This is a genomic window from Pseudomonas idahonensis (genome assembly GCF_037903935.1).
Lineage (GTDB): Bacteria > Pseudomonadota > Gammaproteobacteria > Pseudomonadales > Pseudomonadaceae > Aquipseudomonas > Aquipseudomonas danubii.
Genome location: NZ_CP149586.1, coordinates 6,525,783 through 6,542,165, shown reverse-complemented (window position 1 = coordinate 6,542,165; position 16,383 = coordinate 6,525,783). Strand labels below are relative to the sequence as shown.

Below are 16,383 nucleotides of genomic sequence, written 5' to 3'. Positions count from 1 at the left end.
GATTCAACGCATAAAACCCTCGGCAGGCTGTGCTGTCGCTGTGCGCCGGCCAGCCGGCTCCTACGACACTGGAGCCTCAAGCCTGCTCGGTGCTGCCAATGAAGTTCGCCAGCTCGGCGGTCTGCGGATGAGCGAACAGCTGCTTGGGATCTCCCACTTCATGCACCTTGCCCTGGTGCATGAACACCAGCTTGTCGCCCACTTCCCGGGCAAAGCGCATCTCATGGGTGACCATGATCAGGGTCATGCCGTCCCGGGCCAGCTGGCGCACCACGCTGAGTACTTCATTGACCAGTTCCGGGTCCAGGGCCGAGGTGATCTCATCGCACAACAGCACCTTGGGCGACATCGCCAGGGCTCGGGCAATGGCGACCCGTTGCTGCTGGCCGCCGGACAGTCGATCCGGAAACGCATCGAACTTCTCCGCCAGGCCAACCCGGGCCAGCATCTGCCGCGCCAGTTCGGCAGCCCGGGCCTTGGGCACCTTCTGCACCACTTGCGGGGCCAGCATCACGTTCTCGCCCACGGTCAGGTGAGGGAACAGGTTGAACTGCTGGAACACCATGCCGACCTTCTGTCGCAGGCTGCGCAGATCGGCGCGGGCAGCGTCCAGGTACTCGCCGTCGACCTCGATCACCCCGTCGTTGATCGACTCCAGGCCGTTGAGGGTGCGCAGCAGGGTGCTCTTGCCCGAGCCACTGCGACCGATGATTGCCACTACCTGGCCCTCCTCGATGCTCAGGTCGATGCCTTTGAGCACATGGTGCTCGCCGTAATATTTATGCAGGGCGGAGATTCTAAGCAGAGGCATGCAGTTTCCTTTCCAGGTAGCGCGCGCTGAGGGACAGGGGGTAGCAGAGCAGGAAGTAACCGAGGGCCACCAGGCCGTAGACCATGAAGGGCTCGAAGGTGGCATTGGCCAACATGCCGCCGGTCTTGGTCAGCTCGGTGAAACCGATGATCGAGGTCACCGCGGTGCCTTTGACCACTTGCACCGAAAAACCCACGGTGGGCGCCACGGCGATACGCAGCGCTTGCGGCAGGATCACGTAGCGCAGCTGTTCATAGGGATTGAGCGCCAGGCTCGACGAGGCTTCCCACTGCCCGTGGGGGATCGACTCGACGCAACCGCGCCAGATCTCCGCCAGGTAGGCGCTGGTGAACAGGGTCAGGGCGATAGCGGCCGCCAGCCAGGGCGAGATATCCACACCCAGCAAGGCAATACCGAAGAACACCAGGAACAACTGCATCAACAGCGGTGTGCCCTGGAACAGTTCTATATAGGTGCGGGCGAAGGCGCGGGCAAAGGTCTTGTCGGAGATCCTCAGGGTCATGACCAGCAGGCCGATCAGGCCGCCGCCAACAAAGGCCACCAGGGACAGCAACAGGGTCCACTGCAGGCCGCTGAGCAGGTTGCGCAGGATGTCCCAGAAGGTGAAGTCGCTCATCGGCCGTTCCTCAGGATGTAGCGTTGGCCGAACCAGTTCAGTAGTTGGCGGATCAGCAGGGCCATGCACAGGTAGATCAGCGTGGTCAGGGCGTAGGTTTCAAAAGCGCGGAAGTTGCGCGACTGGATGAAGTTGGCGGCGAAGCTCAGCTCCTCGGTGGCGATCTGCGAGCACACCGCCGAGCCCAGCATGACGATGATGATCTGGCTGCACAGGGCCGGCCAGACCTTGCCCAGGGCCGGCAGCAGCACCACGTGCCGAAAGGCTTCGAAGCGGCTCATGGCCAGGGCTGCGGCGGCTTCCAGCTGGCCCTTGGGAATGGCCTGGATACCGGCGCGGATGATTTCCGTGGAGTAGGCGCCGAGGTTGATCACCATCGCCAGCACCGCCGCCTGCCACTCGGAGATCTGCAGGCCCAGGGATGGCAGGCCGAAGAAGATGAAAAACAACTGCACCAGGAACGGCGTGTTGCGGATCAGCTCGACGTAGACGCCGAAGATCGCCGCCAGGGGCTGGATCTTCCAGGCCCGTACCAGGGCTCCGGCTATCCCCAGGCTGACCCCCAGCAGGGTGCCTATGGCGGTCAACTCCAGGGTGAACAGGGCGCCGCGTAGCAGCAGGCCGGTATTTTCCAGCACCGGCAGGAAGTCGAACTGATAAGCCATGCTCAAGCTCCGGGGCGCCGATCAGAGGTCAGCCGGCAGTGGCTCTTTGAGCCACAACTGGGAGTTCTTCTCCAGGGCGCCGTCAGCCTTGGCGGCACTGAGGATCTGGTTGACCTTGTCCAGCAACTCCGGCTGGTTTTTGTTGACGCCGACGTAGACTGGGGAGTCCTTGAGCTTGATCTTCATCGCCGGGATGCGTTTCGGGTTGCGCTGGCTGATGGCGACCATCACCACGTTGCCGCTGGCGATCAGGTCGACCTGGCCGGCGAGGTAGGCGGCGATGGTGGAGTTGTTGTCCTCGAAACGCTTGATGGTCGCGCCTTGTGGGGCCACGGCGCTCAGCTCGATGTCTTCGATGGCGCCTCGGGTGACGCTGATGGTCTTGCCCTTGAGGTCGTCAAGGCCGGCGATGGCCGCCTCGGGCGGGCCGAAGACTGCGAGGTAGAAGGGTGCGTAGGCCTTGGAGAAGTCGATGACCTTTTCCCGTTCCGGGTTCTTGCCGAGGCTGGAGATCACCAGATCCACCTTGCCGGTGGTGAGGAACGGAATGCGGTTGGTGCTGTTGACCGGGGTCAGCTCCAGCTTGACCTTGAGCTGCTCGGCCAGCAGGCGCGCGGTGTCGATGTCCAGGCCCCGGGGCTGCATGTCCGGGCCTACCGAGCCGAAGGGCGGGAAGTCCTGAGGCACCGCGACCTTGAGGGTGCCGCGGGCCACCACGTCGTCCAGGGCATTGGCCTGGGCTGGGGCCTGGGCCAACAGCAGGCTGGCAAACAGGGCAGAGAGCAGGGCGCTGCAGCGTTTGGTCATGGCGAATCTCCGCAAATCGTGGGAAGTGGTTTCTGTGTGGCGATAGAGCACAGGCCATGCCAACACGCGGAAAAGGCCCTGGAAATAGGGGTTTTACTGGCTTTGGTCGGTCTTACTGGTCTGAACAGTTGTGTGTTTTTTCGCACTCGGATCGGGCATGGGGTCGTACCCTCGAACCCCCTTGGGGCACGACTTGCCGGGCTCGGCGAATAGCTTTACAAGGGAGCTTTTCCTGCACCGGCCAGCCTCAAGCCCATGAATTCGATTACCCGTGCCGTACCCGAAGTGGCGCTGCAAGCCATTCGCCAGTTGATCAGCGAGCAGGGCTTCGGCCCCGGTGATGCGCTGCCTTCGCAGCGGGATCTGGCGCTGCAGTTGGGGGTCAGTCGGGCGTCGCTGCGTGAGGCGCTGTCATCCTTGAGCGCGCTTGGGGTGATCAGTGTGCAGCCGGGCAAGGGGGTGTTCGTCCAGGCTCCCGAGGCAGCGGCAGCCGGTGCCGGCTTGAGTTGGCCGTTCGCCGCTCAGGCTTCGCCTGTGGATATCTTTCAGTTGCGCTATGCCCTGGAGGGGTTTGCCGCGGGGTTGGCGGCGGTGACCCTGACCGCCGATGAGCTGGATGCTCTGGAAGACAATGTCGAGGCCATGCGTCGCCAATTGCGGGTTGGGGATTTCGAGGCAGCGGCGCGGCAGGATTTCGAGTTCCACCAGAAGATCCTCCTGGCCAGTGGCAACCAGGCGATGTTGAGCATCCTCAGCACCAGCGCCGAGATCTTCCTGGAAAGTCAGAAACTACCGTTCATCCGACCCGAGCGGGCCATGGAGACGTGGCAGGAGCACCGCAAGATCCTCCGCGCCCTGGCCCGGCACGCTTCGGGGGCGGCACAAAAGGCCATGCAGGAGCATGTGCGCAATGCCGCTCTGCGCACTGGAATCGCCTTTGTCACCCCCACATCTTCGTGAGCTGAGCTATACCCAAACTCATGGGGCACCATAGTTAGAGTTAATCATCTCCGGCTTCCTGAACGCGGGAAGGGCGGATATGATGGGCCACGTTTTTTTGCTTACAACCTGGAGAATTCCATGAGCAGCGATCTTATCAAACACGTCAGCGATGCCAGCTTCGAGGCCGACGTACTCAGAGCCGAAGGCGCTGTACTGGTCGACTACTGGGCTGAGTGGTGCGGCCCATGCAAAATGATCGCTCCGGTTCTGGACGAAATTGCTGAAACCTACAAAGGCAAACTGACCGTTGCCAAGCTGAACATCGACGAAAACTCGGAAACCCCGGCCAAGCATGGCGTGCGTGGTATCCCGACCCTGATGCTGTTCAAGAACGGCAACGTCGAAGCCACCAAGGTCGGCGCACTGTCCAAGTCGCAGTTGGCAGCGTTCCTCGACGCCAACATCTAAGCGTCGATTTTCAGTGTCCTGGAAAGGCCCCGCAAAACGCGGGGCTTTTTCGTAATTGAGGGCTAGACGCTCCGAAACTCAGGTGTTACATTCGGCCCCGCATTGGTTTCTCCAGTGCCCCCTGCAAGCCGTCGCCGACGCTCTCCTTTTCGAATAAGTACGCGATCCTGTCGCCTTCTCTGCGGCGCGGCCTCATTAAGCCAAAAGCTTAATTTCCCCCCTCTATAAATGATTACGTCATTCCTATATGAATCTGACTGAACTCAAGCAAAAGCCGATTACCGAACTGCTCGAATTGGCCGAACAGATGGGCATAGAAAATATGGCCCGTTCGCGCAAGCAGGACGTGATTTTCTCCCTGCTGAAAAAGCACGCGAAAAGCGGTGAGGAAATCTCCGGTGATGGCGTGCTGGAGATCCTCCAGGACGGCTTCGGCTTCCTCCGCTCCTCCGACGCCTCCTACCTGGCCGGCCCGGACGATATCTACGTCTCGCCAAGCCAGATCCGTCGCTTCAACTTGCGCACCGGTGACACCATCGTTGGCAAGATCCGCCCTCCGAAGGAAGGCGAGCGGTACTTCGCGCTGCTCAAGGTCGATACCATCAACTACGACCGTCCCGAGAACGCCAAGAACAAGATTCTGTTCGAGAACCTGACGCCGCTGTTCCCGACCGTGCGCATGAAGATGGAAGCCGGCAACGGTTCCACCGAAGACCTGACCGGTCGTGTCATCGACCTGTGCGCTCCGATCGGTAAAGGCCAGCGTGGTCTGATCGTTGCTCCGCCAAAGGCGGGCAAGACCATCATGCTGCAGAACATTGCTGCGAACATCACCCGCAACAACCCTGAAGTTCATCTGATCGTGTTGCTGATCGACGAGCGTCCGGAAGAAGTGACCGAGATGCAGCGCACTGTGCGCGGCGAAGTGGTTGCCTCCACCTTCGACGAGCCGCCAACCCGTCACGTGCAAGTGGCCGAGATGGTGATCGAGAAGGCCAAGCGCCTGGTCGAACACAAGAAGGACGTGGTGATCCTGCTGGACTCCATCACCCGTCTGGCCCGTGCCTACAACACCGTGATCCCGAGCTCCGGCAAGGTCCTGACTGGTGGTGTGGATGCCCACGCCCTGGAGAAACCGAAGCGTTTCTTCGGCGCCGCGCGGAACATCGAAGAAGGCGGCTCGTTGACCATCATCGCCACCGCGCTGGTTGAAACCGGCTCGAAGATGGACGAAGTGATCTACGAAGAGTTCAAGGGTACCGGCAACATGGAACTGCCCCTGGATCGCAAGATCGCTGAAAAGCGCGTCTTCCCGGCCATCAACATCAACCGTTCCGGCACCCGCCGCGAAGAGTTGCTGACGGCTGACGACGAACTGCAGCGCATGTGGATCCTGCGTAAGCTCCTGCATCCCATGGATGAAGTCGCTGCCATCGAGTTCCTGGTCGACAAGCTGAAACAGACCAAGACCAACGATGAGTTCTTCCTGTCGATGAAACGCAAGTAAATCGATCAGGCCAGCAAGAGCCGGGGAAACCCGGCTTTTTGCTATCTGACATTCTCTATTCTGAACCTGTGGGTTCGGCGCTAAACTGCCTGCCCCGAATGCCACGGCGAAAACGAGGCTCACGCATGCAGTATCGCGACTTGCGCGACTTTATCAGCGGCCTGGAACAGCGCTCCGAACTCAAGCGCATCCAGGTTCCGGTGTCCCCAGTGCTGGAAATGACCGAGGTCTGCGATCGCACCTTGCGTGCCAAAGGCCCGGCCCTGTTGTTTGAAAACCCCACCGGTTATGACATCCCCGTGCTCGGCAACCTGTTCGGCACGCCCGAGCGCGTGGCCCTGGGCATGGGTGCCGAAGCCGTCAGCGAGCTGCGCGAGATCGGCAAGCTGCTGGCGTTCCTCAAGGAGCCGGAGCCGCCCAAGGGCTTGAAGGATGCCTGGTCCAAGCTGCCGATCTTCCGCAAGATCATTTCCATGGCGCCCAAGGTGGTCAAGGATGCGGTCTGCCAGGAAGTGGTGATCGAAGGCGACGACGTCGACCTCGGCATGCTGCCGGTGCAGACCTGCTGGCCAGGCGACGTCGGTCCGCTGATCACTTGGGGCCTGACGGTGACCAAGGGGCCGAACAAGGACCGGCAGAACCTGGGCATCTATCGTCAGCAGGTAATCGGCCGCAACAAGGTGATCATGCGCTGGTTGAGCCATCGTGGTGGCGCCCTGGATTACCGCGAGTGGTGCGAGAAGCACCCGGGCCAGCCGTTCCCCGTGTCCGTGGCCCTGGGCGCGGACCCGGCAACTATCTTGGGCGCCGTGACCCCGGTGCCGGACAGCCTCTCCGAATACGCTTTCGCCGGCCTGCTGCGGGGCAACCGCACTGAGCTGGTGAAGTGCCGTGGCAACGACCTGCAAGTCCCGGCCACCGCCGAAATCATCCTTGAAGGGGTGATCCATCCCGGCGAGATGGCCGACGAAGGCCCGTACGGCGACCACACTGGCTACTACAACGAAGTCGACAGCTTCCCGGTGTTCACCGTGGAGCGCATCACCCATCGCATCAAGCCGATCTATCACAGCACCTACACCGGCCGGCCGCCGGATGAGCCAGCGATTCTCGGCGTGGCGCTGAACGAAGTCTTCGTGCCGATCCTGCAGAAGCAGTTCCCGGAAATCACCGACTTCTACCTGCCGCCAGAAGGCTGCTCGTACCGCATGGCGGTGGTGACCATGAAGAAGCAGTACCCGGGCCACGCCAAGCGGGTAATGCTGGGTGTCTGGTCGTTTTTGCGACAGTTCATGTACACCAAGTTCGTTATCGTCACCGACGACGATATCAATGCCCGGGACTGGAACGACGTGATCTGGGCCATCACCACGCGCATGGACCCCAAGCGCGACACGGTGATGATCGACAACACCCCGATCGACTACCTCGACTTCGCCTCGCCGGTGTCCGGCCTGGGCTCGAAGATGGGGCTCGATGCCACCCACAAGTGGCCCGGAGAAACCACCCGAGAGTGGGGCCGGGTCATCGTCAAGGATGAGGCGGTCACCCGCCGGATCGATGCCATCTGGAATCAGTTAGGAATAGATTGATGCGTGTAACCTTGCAGCCCTCCGGAGCGGTGCTTGAGACGCTGCCCGGCGAGCGGATTCTCGATGCGGCGCGGCGCCTGGGCTATGAATGCCCGCAGAGCTGCCGCAATGGCAACTGTCACGTGTGCGCGGCCCTGCTGGTGGAGGGCAGTGTGCAGCAAGCCGGCGATGTGCGTGATCATGGTGAGTTCTACACTTGCATTGCAGAGCCGCTGGAAGACTGCATTGTGCTGTGGGATGGCGTCCTTGCGCTGGGAGAGTTGCCGGTGCGCAGCTTGTCGTGTCAGCTCACTGAGTGCCTTGAGGTCGGCGGCGATGTCTGGCGGGTCAGGCTGCGGGCGCCGGCCGGCAAGCCACCCCGCTATCATGCGGGCCAGTACCTGATGCTGGAGCGGGATAACGGTGAGAAGTCGGCCTTCTCCCTGGCTTCAGCGCCCCATTGCGGGCGTGATCTGGAGCTGCATGTGCTGGTGCGCGAAAACAGTGCGCAGAGCTTGATGGAGCAGTTGCAGCGCAACCGCATGGCTCGGGTCGAATTGCCTTTCGGCGACACTCACCTGGCCGAGTTGCCGCAGGGCCCGCTGGTGCTGATCGCTGCCGGTACCGGTATGGCGCAGATGCACAGCCTGATCGAGCACTGCCGGGCCAAAGGCTTCAAGTATCCGGTGCACCTGTATTGGGGCGTACGCCGGCCGGAAGATTTCTATCAGTTGGAACACTGGGATGAGTGGCAGCAACTGCCCAATCTCTATCTGCACAAGGTGGTCAGCGACCTGTGCGGTTGGGAGGGGCGCTGCGGCATGCTGCATGAGGCGGTTTGCGAGGACATCACCGACCTGTCGTCGGTGCATGTCTACGCCAGCGGCTCGCCAGCCATGATCTACGCCACCCTGGACGCTCTGGTGAATGCCGGGATGGATGCCCATCAGATGCGTGCGGACGTGTTCGCCTACGCCCCGCGGCCCTGACTGCATCGGGTCCGTGCCCTTCGTTATAACTCTGTATATAGCCCATCGGTATTTATCTAATTAAGTAAATGCCGGTAGGTTATATATAAGCCTTCAACTTGAGTGCTGCTCTAGTGGCACTTAACTTGCCTTGAAACTTATGTGTCTTGTAGTTACTGCCAAGCGTTCTATTAAGTAACTTCTTTTACGCGGGGAGCCGAACGCTATTCGCCATGACAGCCCTTGAATCCAGTTATCTGAATCTGGCTTACCCTCCGCGGCTCGATCTGGGGCCGCAGCTGACCCACGAACAACTTCTCAGCTCCATGCAGTCCACCATGGCCCGGCACAAGGGCGGCCCGGTCTGGCTGTTCGCCTACGGTTCATTGATCTGGCGCCCGGAGTGTTCGGCGGTCGAGCGCATGCGTGGCCGGGTGCATGGTTATCATCGCGGTCTGTACCTGTGGTCTCACGAGCATCGCGGCACGCCTGAACTGCCGGGGCTGGTGTTTGGACTGGATCGTGGCGGTTCCTGCAGCGGCTTCGCCTACCGGCTGCCGGAGGAGCATCTGGATGCCTCGTTGTATGCCCTGTGGCAGCGTGAAATGCCTTATCCCTCTTACCGTCCGCACTGGCTCAACTGCCGTCTCGAGGATGGCAGTCAGGTCCAGGCCTTGGGTTTTGTGCTGGAGCGGCACCTGCCCAGCTATGCCGGCAATCTGCCGGATCATGTACTGAGCCAGGTGTTCGAAAGCGCTTGCGGGCGTTATGGCACCACCCGCGATTATGTTGAACAGACCATTCAAGCCCTGCGCAGCCACGCCATGCCGGATCGCAACCTGGAGGCACGGCTCAAGCGCTGCAAGGGTGTTGTGGCCTATTGACGGAAGCCGGCCTCAGCGGACCTGCACCACGACTTTGCCCACCGCTTTGCGCTGACCCAGATCATCGATGGCCCGGGCGGCTGCCGTCAGAGGATAAACCTGGGACACCAGCGGCTTGAGCTTGCCCGCGGCGAACCATTCGAACAACTGCTGGAAATTGGCCGCGTTGTCCTGAGGCTGGCGCTGAGCGAAGGAACCCCAGAACACCCCCACCACCGCCGCGCCCTTGAGCAGCGCCAGGTTCACCGGCAATTCGGGAATGCGTCCGCTGGCAAAGCCCACCACCAGCAAGCGGCCGTTCCAGGCGATGGAGCGCACCGCCTGATCGAACAGATCACCGCCCACCGGGTCGTAGATCACGTCGGCGCCGTTGCCATCGGTCAGGCGCTTGGTCTCGTCCTTCAGGTTGCTTTCGCTGTAGTTGATCAGCTCATCGGCACCGGCGGCCTTGGCCACGGCGAGCTTTTCTGCGCTGCTGGCGGCGGCGATCACCCGGGCGCCCATGGCCTTGCCGATTTCCACCGCCGCCAGCCCGACCCCGCCCGAGGCACCGAGCACCAGCAGGGTCTCACCAGGCTGCAGGTTGCCCCGTTGCTTGAGGGCGTGCATCGAGGTGCCGTAGGTCATGCTGAAGGCGGCAGCGGTGTTGAAGTCCATGGCGGCGGGAATCGGCAATACGTTGTAGCCCGGCACCGCCACCTGTTCGGCAAAACTGCCCCAGCCGGTCAGGGCCATGACCCGATCGCCGACCTTGAGATGGCTGACTTTCTCACCCACTGCGCTGATGACACCGGCCGCTTCGCCGCCCGGGGAGAAGGGGAAGGGTGGCTTGAACTGGTATTTGCCCTCGATGATCAGGGTGTCCGGAAAATTCACCCCTGCGGCATGCACGTCCAGCAGGACCTCGTTCTTCTTCGGCACGGGACTTGCGACCTCTTCCAGCACCAGCGTTTCGGCGGGGCCGAAGGCTTTGCACAGCACGGCTTTCATCAGGGCTATTCCTTTGGGAGTGGTGGCCGATAAGTGTAGGAGTGTGAATCAGGCGGTCAACGAGCATGCCCGGCCCTGATGGGCAGCCATAAGCTTGTGCTTGGGCTCAGGCGGGCGGGCCTTTATGCTAGGCCGCAAACCGGATTAAGGAGCGAATTGTGAAAGCGTGGATCATGTTGCTGCTGGCCCTCTCCCTGCCGATGGCAGCCGGGGCTGAAGAGGCTAAAGAAGGCGAAGCACCGAAAGTCAGTTACATCAGCCTGAGCCCGCCCTTTGTCGGTAACTACGGCCTGGATGGCGGCCCCAAGCTCAAGGTCTACAAGGCTGACGTGGCCCTGCGGGTGACCGGCGACGCTTCGGCCCAGGCGGTCAAGGCCAATGAGCCGCTGATCCGCAATCAGTTGGTGGCGCTGTTTGCCCAGCAGACCGTCGACACCATGAACAACGTCGAGGCCAAGGAAAAGCTGCGCCAGGAAGCCCTCAAGCAGGTGCAGCAAGTCATGAATGACGAAACCGGCAAGCCGGTGGTGGAAGACCTGTTGTTCAACAACCTGATCATCCAGTAACGCTCAGCTGTTGGAGCTGGCTGGCCAGCGAAGGCGTCCGAGAGGGCGACGTGGGGCTTGAGGGCCCTTTCGCCGGCCAGTCGGCTCCTACAGCGTGTGGCTCATGAGGCGAGGCTTTTGCGAAAGCGCGCCAGGGCAATGGCGAAGAACAGCAGACCGATCGTCGCCAGGGCCAGCAGGTCGGGCCAGACCACACTGACGCCCGCATCACGAAACAGGATCGCTGCGCTGAGGCTGACGAAGTGCGTTGATGGCGAGCCCTGCATCACCCATTGCAGCCATTGCGGCATGCTGTCCAGCGGTGTGCTGCCACCGGACAGTAGCAGCATCGGAATGATCACCGGGATCGCCAGCAGGCCGAACTGCGGGGTGGAGCGGGCCAGGGTGGCAAGGAAGATCCCCAGTGCGGTGCTGGCGAACAGATACAACGCGGTGACCATCAGGAACAGCCCCATCGAGCCCGCCAGCGGCACGCCCAGCACGCCTTTGACTATCACCTCCAGCGATATCCAGGTGCACAGCACCACCACCAGCATATTGCTCCAGATTTTCGCCAGCATGATCTCCAGGGCCGTCAGCGGCAGTACCAGCAAGTGGTCGAGGGTACCGTGCTCGCGCTCGCGCAGCAGCGCGGTTCCGGTGAGCACGATGGCCAGGATGGTGATGTTGTTGACGATCTGGATCACCGCCAGAAACCAGCCTCCCTCCAGGTTGGTATTGAACAGCGCGCGGGTGGTCAGCAGGGCCGGGGCCTTGCTCGCGGCATCCGCCTGGTTGGCATAGTTGAGCAACTCGCGCTGGAAGATTCGGCCAATGTAGCCGGCGCCCATGAACGCCTGGCTCATGGCGGTGGCGTCGACGTTGACCTGCACCGCCGGCTGACGGCCGGCCAGCAGGTCGCTCTGGAAGTTGGCAGGGATGTTGATCACGAAGGTGTACTGGCCGCTGTCCATCACCTTGTCCAGTTGGTCGTAGGGCAGGGCGACCGGGTTCTGGAACTCCGGCGGTTGCAGGGCCTCGGCCAATTGTCGTGACAGTGCGCTGTGGTCTTCATCCACCAGGGCCACGCTGGCGTTGTGTACGCCAATGACCGAGCCGGCTGCCGGCAGGTAGATGGCCACGGTGAAGGCGTAGAACAGGAACAACAGCAAGACACTGTCGTGACGCAGGCTGGTGAGCTCCTTCAGACCCAGGCGCAGGATATGGGCGAGCCTGTTCATCAGACCTCCTGCTTTTTCAACATGACCAGGCTAAGCCCGGTGAAACCGAGGAAGAACCCGATCAGTGCCAGGCACTGAGGCCACAGCTCCCGCAGGTCCAGGGCCTTGGTGAAGGTGCCGACGGCGATGTCGAGGAAGTGACCGGCGGGGAACAATTGCCCCATGATCGCCGCCGAGCCTTCCAGGGACGAGCGCGGCACGATCAACCCGGAGAACTGGATGGTCGGCAGGCTGGTGATGATCATGGTGCCGAGGATCGCCGCGATCTGGGTGCGGGTGAAGGCCGAGATCAGCAGGCCCATGCTGGTGGTGGCCAGCACGTAGAGGACGCCGCCCAGGGCCAGGGTCAGGCCGCTGCCCTTGAAGGGTACGCCGAACAGCCAGCGGTTCATGGCCACCAGCAATCCCAGGTTGATCAGGCTCACGGCCAGGTAGGGCGCCTGCTTGCCCAAGAGGAACTCCAGGCGGGTCAGGGGCGTGGCATAGAAGTTGGTGATCGAGCCCAGTTCCTTCTCGCGAACGATGCCCAGGGCGGTGAGCATGGCCGGAATGAACGCCAGGATCAGCGCCATGACCCCGGGCCCGATGGCGTTGACGCTGACCACGTCCTGGTTGTAGCGAAAGCGCGTTTCCAGCTTGGCGGCGGGCCTTGAGTTCAGTGCCGGGCTGCTGTGTTCGGCCAGGAGTTCGAGGTTGGCCTGGTGTACCGCCTCGACATAGTTGCGGCTGGTTTCCGCGCGAAACGGCATGCCGCCGTCCAGCCAGGCGGCCACCGTCGGTTGGCGCCCGGCATACAGGTCGCGGCCGAAGCCGGGCGGGATTTCCAGGGCCAGCTTGATCTCCGAGCGCTGCAGGCGCCGATGCAGTTCGGCGGAGCTGCGGATGGTGGGTTTTTCCTCGAAGTAGCGTGAGCTGCGAAAAGCCTCCAGATAGGCGCGGCTTTGCGGCGTCTGATCCTGGTCGTAGACGGCGAAGGCGAGCTTTTCCACATCCAGGGAAATGCCGTAACCAAAGATCACCATCATGAAGATCGCCCCCAGCAGGGCAAAGCCCAAGCGCACCTTGTCCCGCAATAGCTCCTTGCCTTCCCGGGTGGCCACCGCCAGCAGCCGGGCCAGGCTCAGGCCCGAGCGCGGAGGCGCGATGGCGTGGCTGGCGGCAGCCGCCGGAGGAGGTGGCGCTGCATCCGCGGCTCCTTGGGCTTCTTCCAGGCAGCGGACGAAGGCGGCTTCCAGGGTGTCGCCGGAAAACTGCTGTTGCAGCGCCGCTGGTGTGTCACAGGCCAGTACCTTGCCGGCGTGCATCAACGAAATGCGGTCGCAGCGCTGGGCTTCGTTCATGAAATGAGTGGACAGGAAGATGGTCACGCCCTGTTCCCGGGACAGTTCGATCAGCAGTCGCCAGAAATCGTCACGGGCTGCCGGATCAACCCCTGAGGTGGGTTCGTCGAGGATCAGCACTTCCGGGCGGTGCAGCACCGCCACGGCCAGGGACAGGCGCTGGCGCAGACCCAGGGGCAGGGCGCCGGATTGCTGCTCGGCGATTGCGCCCAGGTCGAAGCGCTGGATCAGTTCCTCGATGCGTGGGCCGCTCTCGGCTTTCGGCAGGTCGAACAGGCGGGCATGCAGCTCCAGGTTCTGGCGCACGCTGAGTTCGCCGTACAGGGAAAAGCTCTGGGACATGAAGCCGACCCGCTTGCGGGTAGCCAGGTCCTTGGCGTCCACCGGATTGCCCAGCAGCTTGGCGCTGCCTTCAGTGGCGGGCATCAGCCCGGTGAGGACTTTCATGGTGGTGGTCTTGCCGCAGCCGTTGGAGCCGAGGAAGCCGAAGATCTCCCCGCGACCGATGGCGAAGCTGACTTTGTTGACGGCGGTGAAGTCGCCGAAGCGCAGGGTCAGCTCGTGGGCCTCGATGGCGATGTCCTGATTACTGCCAGAGCGTGGCGGGATCACCAGTGGCTGATTGTCATGGCCGCTGTCGCCCTGGTAGTGAGTGAAGGCATCGTCCAGCTTGCCGCTGCCCGTTACCTGCGCCAGCTCCCGGCTCAGGCCCTGGGCGATCAACTTGCCCTGGTCGAGCATCAGGCAATGCTCGAACTGTTCGGCTTCTTCCATGTAGGCGGTGGCCACCAACAGGGTCAGTTGTGGTCGTTGCTGGCGTACATCCTCCACCAGTTCCCAGAAGCGTCGGCGGGAAAGCGGGTCGACCCCGGTGGTGGGTTCGTCGAGGATCAACAGATCCGGTTCGTGGATCAGCGCGCAGCACAGGCCGAGTTTCTGCTTCATCCCACCGGACAGCTTGCCCGCCGGGCGTTCGGCAAAGCGCAGCAGGTCGGTGGCCAGCAACAGGCTGTGCATGCGCTGGTCGCATTCGTCACGTGGCAGGCCGAACAGGGTGGCGAAGAAACGGATGTTCTCGCTAATGGACAGGTCGGGATACAGGTTGCCCCCCAGCCCCTGGGGCATGAAGGCGATGCGCGGGTATAGGCTTCTGCGGTGGCGGCGCTGGGAGATGGCTCCGCCGAGTACCTCGAGCTCGCCTTGCTGAAGCTTCTTGACCCCGGCAATCAGCCCGAGAAGGCTCGACTTGCCGGCACCGTCAGGACCGATCAGGCCGCAGCGTGTGCCTGCTGGCAGGCTGAAACTGATGTCGATCAGAGCCTGCTGGGCACCGTAGCGATGGCTGATACCTGTGGCGTGCAGCGCCAGGGCATTCATTGCAGGTTAGCCGGCCAGTCCACGGTGGCTGTGCGCACATAACCGGCACCGGGCATCCCCGGTTTGGCCTGGGGCACGGCGGCGGGTTGAGTCAGGCGCACCTTGACCCGGAATACCAGTTTCTGGCGTTCGTCACGGGTTTCCACTTCTTTGGGGGTGAATTGCGACTTGGCCGCGACGAAGCTGATCTTTGCCGGCAGTGGCTGGTTGGGCAGGGCGTCGAGAACAATCCGCGATTCATCGCCCACCGTCAGGCGCCCGGTGACCGAGGCTGGCAAGTAGAGGTTCATGTATTGGTCATTGGGATCGATCAACAGCAGTACTCGGCCGCCGGCACCCAGGACTTCGCCAGGCTCGGCCAGACGCAGTTGGATGATGCCGTCGATGGGAGCTCGCAGGCTGCTGTCGTCGATCTCGCTGGTGAGCTGCGCAACCTGGGCCAGGGCGGCGCCGATAGCGGCCTTGACCGCCGCAACCTGGGCCTGGGCCGCCAGCACGGCGGCATTGCCGGTGTTCAGCCGTGCCTGTTGCTGATCGATGATCTGCTGGCTGGCGAAGCCGCGCCTGAACAGTTCCTGGGAGCGCTTGAGTTCCTGATTGGCCAGGAGCAATTCGCTCTGGCGCAGTTGCACGTTGGCTTCTGCGGCGGAGAGGTTTTCCCGGGCGCGCAGCACTTCGGCTTCGGCCTGGCTGCGCTGGGCTTCCAGGGTGCGGGTATCCATCCGGGCCAGCAGTTGGCCCTGGAGCACTTTGTCGCCTTCATTGACCCGCACTTCCGCCAGGCGTCCGGGAATCTTGCTGGCGATCTGCACCTCAGTGGCTTCGAGACGGCCATTGCCCATGCTCAGCCCTTCCGGCAGACGATCCTGGAGGGATTTCCAGTAACCGAAGCCACCAGCGGCGAGCAACAGAATCAAGAGGGAGACAGCGAAAAGGCGGGAAGAACGGTGGTTCGTCGACATGTGTTCTGCGTCCTGCGGCTATAGCGTCCTAGTCTGACGTATCAAGGCTTTTACCCGCTTGATGCTCGTCAAATGAAAGGGCCAAGCCTAAACCTATTGTTCGCAGGCTGCATGGCGATCGGGGCAAAAAACTGGCGCCAGTGCCGTTGCGCTTGCCAGGCCACGGCACACCGGGGCGGGTTGCTCAACGTAGAGAGAGCACAGCCGCCCATTGCTCTGCGGTCACTGGCATGACTGACAGGCGACTGCCTTTTTGCACCAGGGGCATTTCAGCGAGGGCAGTCTGCTGCTTGAGATAGTCCAGGCGCAGGACCTTGCTGAAGGTTTCCACGTGGGCTACGTCGATTGCGCTCCAGGCATTTTTCTCGGCGCTGGACTTGGGGTCGAAGTAGACGCTGTCCGGTTCCAGGGCGGTGGGGTCCGGGTAGGCCGCCTTGATGATTTGGCCGATGCCAGCGATGCCTGGCTCCGGACAACTGGAGTGGTAGAAGAAGAACTCATCGCCGACGGCCATGGCGCGCAGGAAGTTGCGTGCCTGGTAGTTGCGCACACCGTCCCAACGGGCCTTTCCAAGCTTGTGCAGGTCCTGAATCGAGAGTTCGTCTGGCTCGGATTTCATCAGCCAATAGGCCATGTTTCTTACCCTCCAAAGGGTGGTTGGGCAGGTT

Annotated in this window: 16 protein-coding genes; 7 read left to right on the top strand and 9 right to left on the bottom strand. The window is 62.2% G+C overall.

The genetic code is table 11. From position 1 onward, the window contains the following. Nucleotides 1–76: 76 nt before the first annotated feature. Genes WIN67_RS29685 through WIN67_RS29670 form a run of 4 tightly spaced genes read right to left on the bottom strand, consistent with a single transcriptional unit; the run spans nucleotide 77 to nucleotide 2,920 of the window. The gene (locus tag WIN67_RS29685) at nucleotides 77–811 is read right to left on the bottom strand and encodes an amino acid ABC transporter ATP-binding protein (RefSeq protein WP_102862201.1); all 735 of its coding nucleotides are present in this window, start codon (nucleotides 809–811) and stop codon (nucleotides 77–79) included. Then, nucleotides 798–1,448, bottom strand: coding sequence for an amino acid ABC transporter permease (locus WIN67_RS29680; RefSeq protein ID WP_102881244.1), 651 nt, complete (start codon nucleotides 1,446–1,448; stop codon nucleotides 798–800). The genes WIN67_RS29685 and WIN67_RS29680 overlap by 14 nt, the downstream gene beginning before the upstream one ends. Continuing rightward, nucleotides 1,445–2,113 carry an amino acid ABC transporter permease gene (locus WIN67_RS29675; protein WP_213665230.1) on the bottom strand — a complete coding sequence of 223 codons (669 nt, stop codon included), beginning with the start codon at nucleotides 2,111–2,113 and terminating at the stop codon, nucleotides 1,445–1,447. Before WIN67_RS29675 ends, WIN67_RS29680 begins: the two co-directional genes overlap by 4 nt. Nucleotides 2,114–2,134: 21 nt before the next feature. Beyond that, nucleotides 2,135–2,920: a transporter substrate-binding domain-containing protein gene (locus tag WIN67_RS29670; RefSeq protein ID WP_102862198.1), complete on the bottom strand. Its 786-nt coding sequence runs from the start codon at nucleotides 2,918–2,920 to the stop codon at nucleotides 2,135–2,137. Between the two features lie 255 nt (nucleotides 2,921–3,175). Here WIN67_RS29670 and WIN67_RS29665 point away from each other — a divergent pair, with 255 nt between their 5' ends. The 6 genes from WIN67_RS29665 to WIN67_RS29640 all read left to right on the top strand — a co-directional run bounded on the left by WIN67_RS29665 (nucleotide 3,176) and on the right by WIN67_RS29640 (nucleotide 9,260). Next, nucleotides 3,176–3,880 carry a FadR/GntR family transcriptional regulator gene (locus tag WIN67_RS29665; RefSeq protein ID WP_339070400.1) on the top strand — a complete coding sequence of 235 codons (705 nt, stop codon included), beginning with the start codon at nucleotides 3,176–3,178 and terminating at the stop codon, nucleotides 3,878–3,880. A 120-nt stretch (nucleotides 3,881–4,000) separates the two neighbouring features. After that, the gene (gene trxA / locus WIN67_RS29660; RefSeq protein WP_102881241.1) at nucleotides 4,001–4,330 is read left to right on the top strand and encodes a thioredoxin TrxA; all 330 of its coding nucleotides are present in this window, start codon (nucleotides 4,001–4,003) and stop codon (nucleotides 4,328–4,330) included. Nucleotides 4,331–4,577: 247 nt separating this feature from the next. Then, complete coding sequence (rho, locus tag WIN67_RS29655; RefSeq protein WP_017125454.1) at nucleotides 4,578–5,837, top strand: transcription termination factor Rho; 1,260 nt, start codon at nucleotides 4,578–4,580, stop codon at nucleotides 5,835–5,837. Nucleotides 5,838–5,962: 125 nt separating this feature from the next. After that, complete coding sequence (gene ubiD / locus WIN67_RS29650) at nucleotides 5,963–7,429, top strand: 4-hydroxy-3-polyprenylbenzoate decarboxylase (RefSeq protein ID WP_011064155.1); 1,467 nt, start codon at nucleotides 5,963–5,965, stop codon at nucleotides 7,427–7,429. Next, nucleotides 7,429–8,397, top strand: coding sequence for a CDP-6-deoxy-delta-3,4-glucoseen reductase (locus WIN67_RS29645; protein ID WP_102862196.1), 969 nt, complete (start codon nucleotides 7,429–7,431; stop codon nucleotides 8,395–8,397). The genes ubiD and WIN67_RS29645 overlap by 1 nt, the downstream gene beginning before the upstream one ends. Nucleotides 8,398–8,609: 212 nt before the next feature. Beyond that, nucleotides 8,610–9,260 carry a gamma-glutamylcyclotransferase gene (locus WIN67_RS29640; protein ID WP_102881240.1) on the top strand — a complete coding sequence of 217 codons (651 nt, stop codon included), beginning with the start codon at nucleotides 8,610–8,612 and terminating at the stop codon, nucleotides 9,258–9,260. A 12-nt stretch (nucleotides 9,261–9,272) separates the two neighbouring features. Here the strand turns inward: WIN67_RS29640 and WIN67_RS29635 are convergent, their stop codons facing one another. Then, entirely contained in the window at nucleotides 9,273–10,250 is a 978-nt protein-coding gene (locus WIN67_RS29635; protein WP_339070399.1) for an NADPH:quinone oxidoreductase family protein, read from the bottom strand. 158 nt (nucleotides 10,251–10,408) lie between these two features. On the opposite strand from WIN67_RS29635, the gene WIN67_RS29630 reads away from it, so the two are divergent. Further along, nucleotides 10,409–10,816, top strand: coding sequence for a flagellar basal body-associated protein FliL (locus WIN67_RS29630; RefSeq protein ID WP_102862193.1), 408 nt, complete (start codon nucleotides 10,409–10,411; stop codon nucleotides 10,814–10,816). A 101-nt stretch (nucleotides 10,817–10,917) separates the two neighbouring features. Here the strand turns inward: WIN67_RS29630 and WIN67_RS29625 are convergent, their stop codons facing one another. The 4 genes from WIN67_RS29625 to WIN67_RS29610 form a co-directional block, all read right to left on the bottom strand. Beyond that, nucleotides 10,918–12,036 (bottom strand): ABC transporter permease, encoded by a 1,119-nt coding sequence (locus WIN67_RS29625; RefSeq protein WP_115581180.1) that lies wholly within the window; start codon nucleotides 12,034–12,036, stop codon nucleotides 10,918–10,920. After that, the gene (gene rbbA, locus WIN67_RS29620; RefSeq protein WP_110594257.1) at nucleotides 12,036–14,753 is read right to left on the bottom strand and encodes a ribosome-associated ATPase/putative transporter RbbA; all 2,718 of its coding nucleotides are present in this window, start codon (nucleotides 14,751–14,753) and stop codon (nucleotides 12,036–12,038) included. Before rbbA ends, WIN67_RS29625 begins: the two co-directional genes overlap by 1 nt. After that, nucleotides 14,750–15,715, bottom strand: coding sequence for an HlyD family secretion protein (locus WIN67_RS29615; RefSeq protein ID WP_102862190.1), 966 nt, complete (start codon nucleotides 15,713–15,715; stop codon nucleotides 14,750–14,752). The genes rbbA and WIN67_RS29615 overlap by 4 nt, the downstream gene beginning before the upstream one ends. Nucleotides 15,716–15,899: 184 nt before the next feature. Then, nucleotides 15,900–16,349, bottom strand: coding sequence for an EVE domain-containing protein (locus WIN67_RS29610; RefSeq protein ID WP_110594258.1), 450 nt, complete (start codon nucleotides 16,347–16,349; stop codon nucleotides 15,900–15,902). Nucleotides 16,350–16,383: the final 34 nt, after the last annotated feature.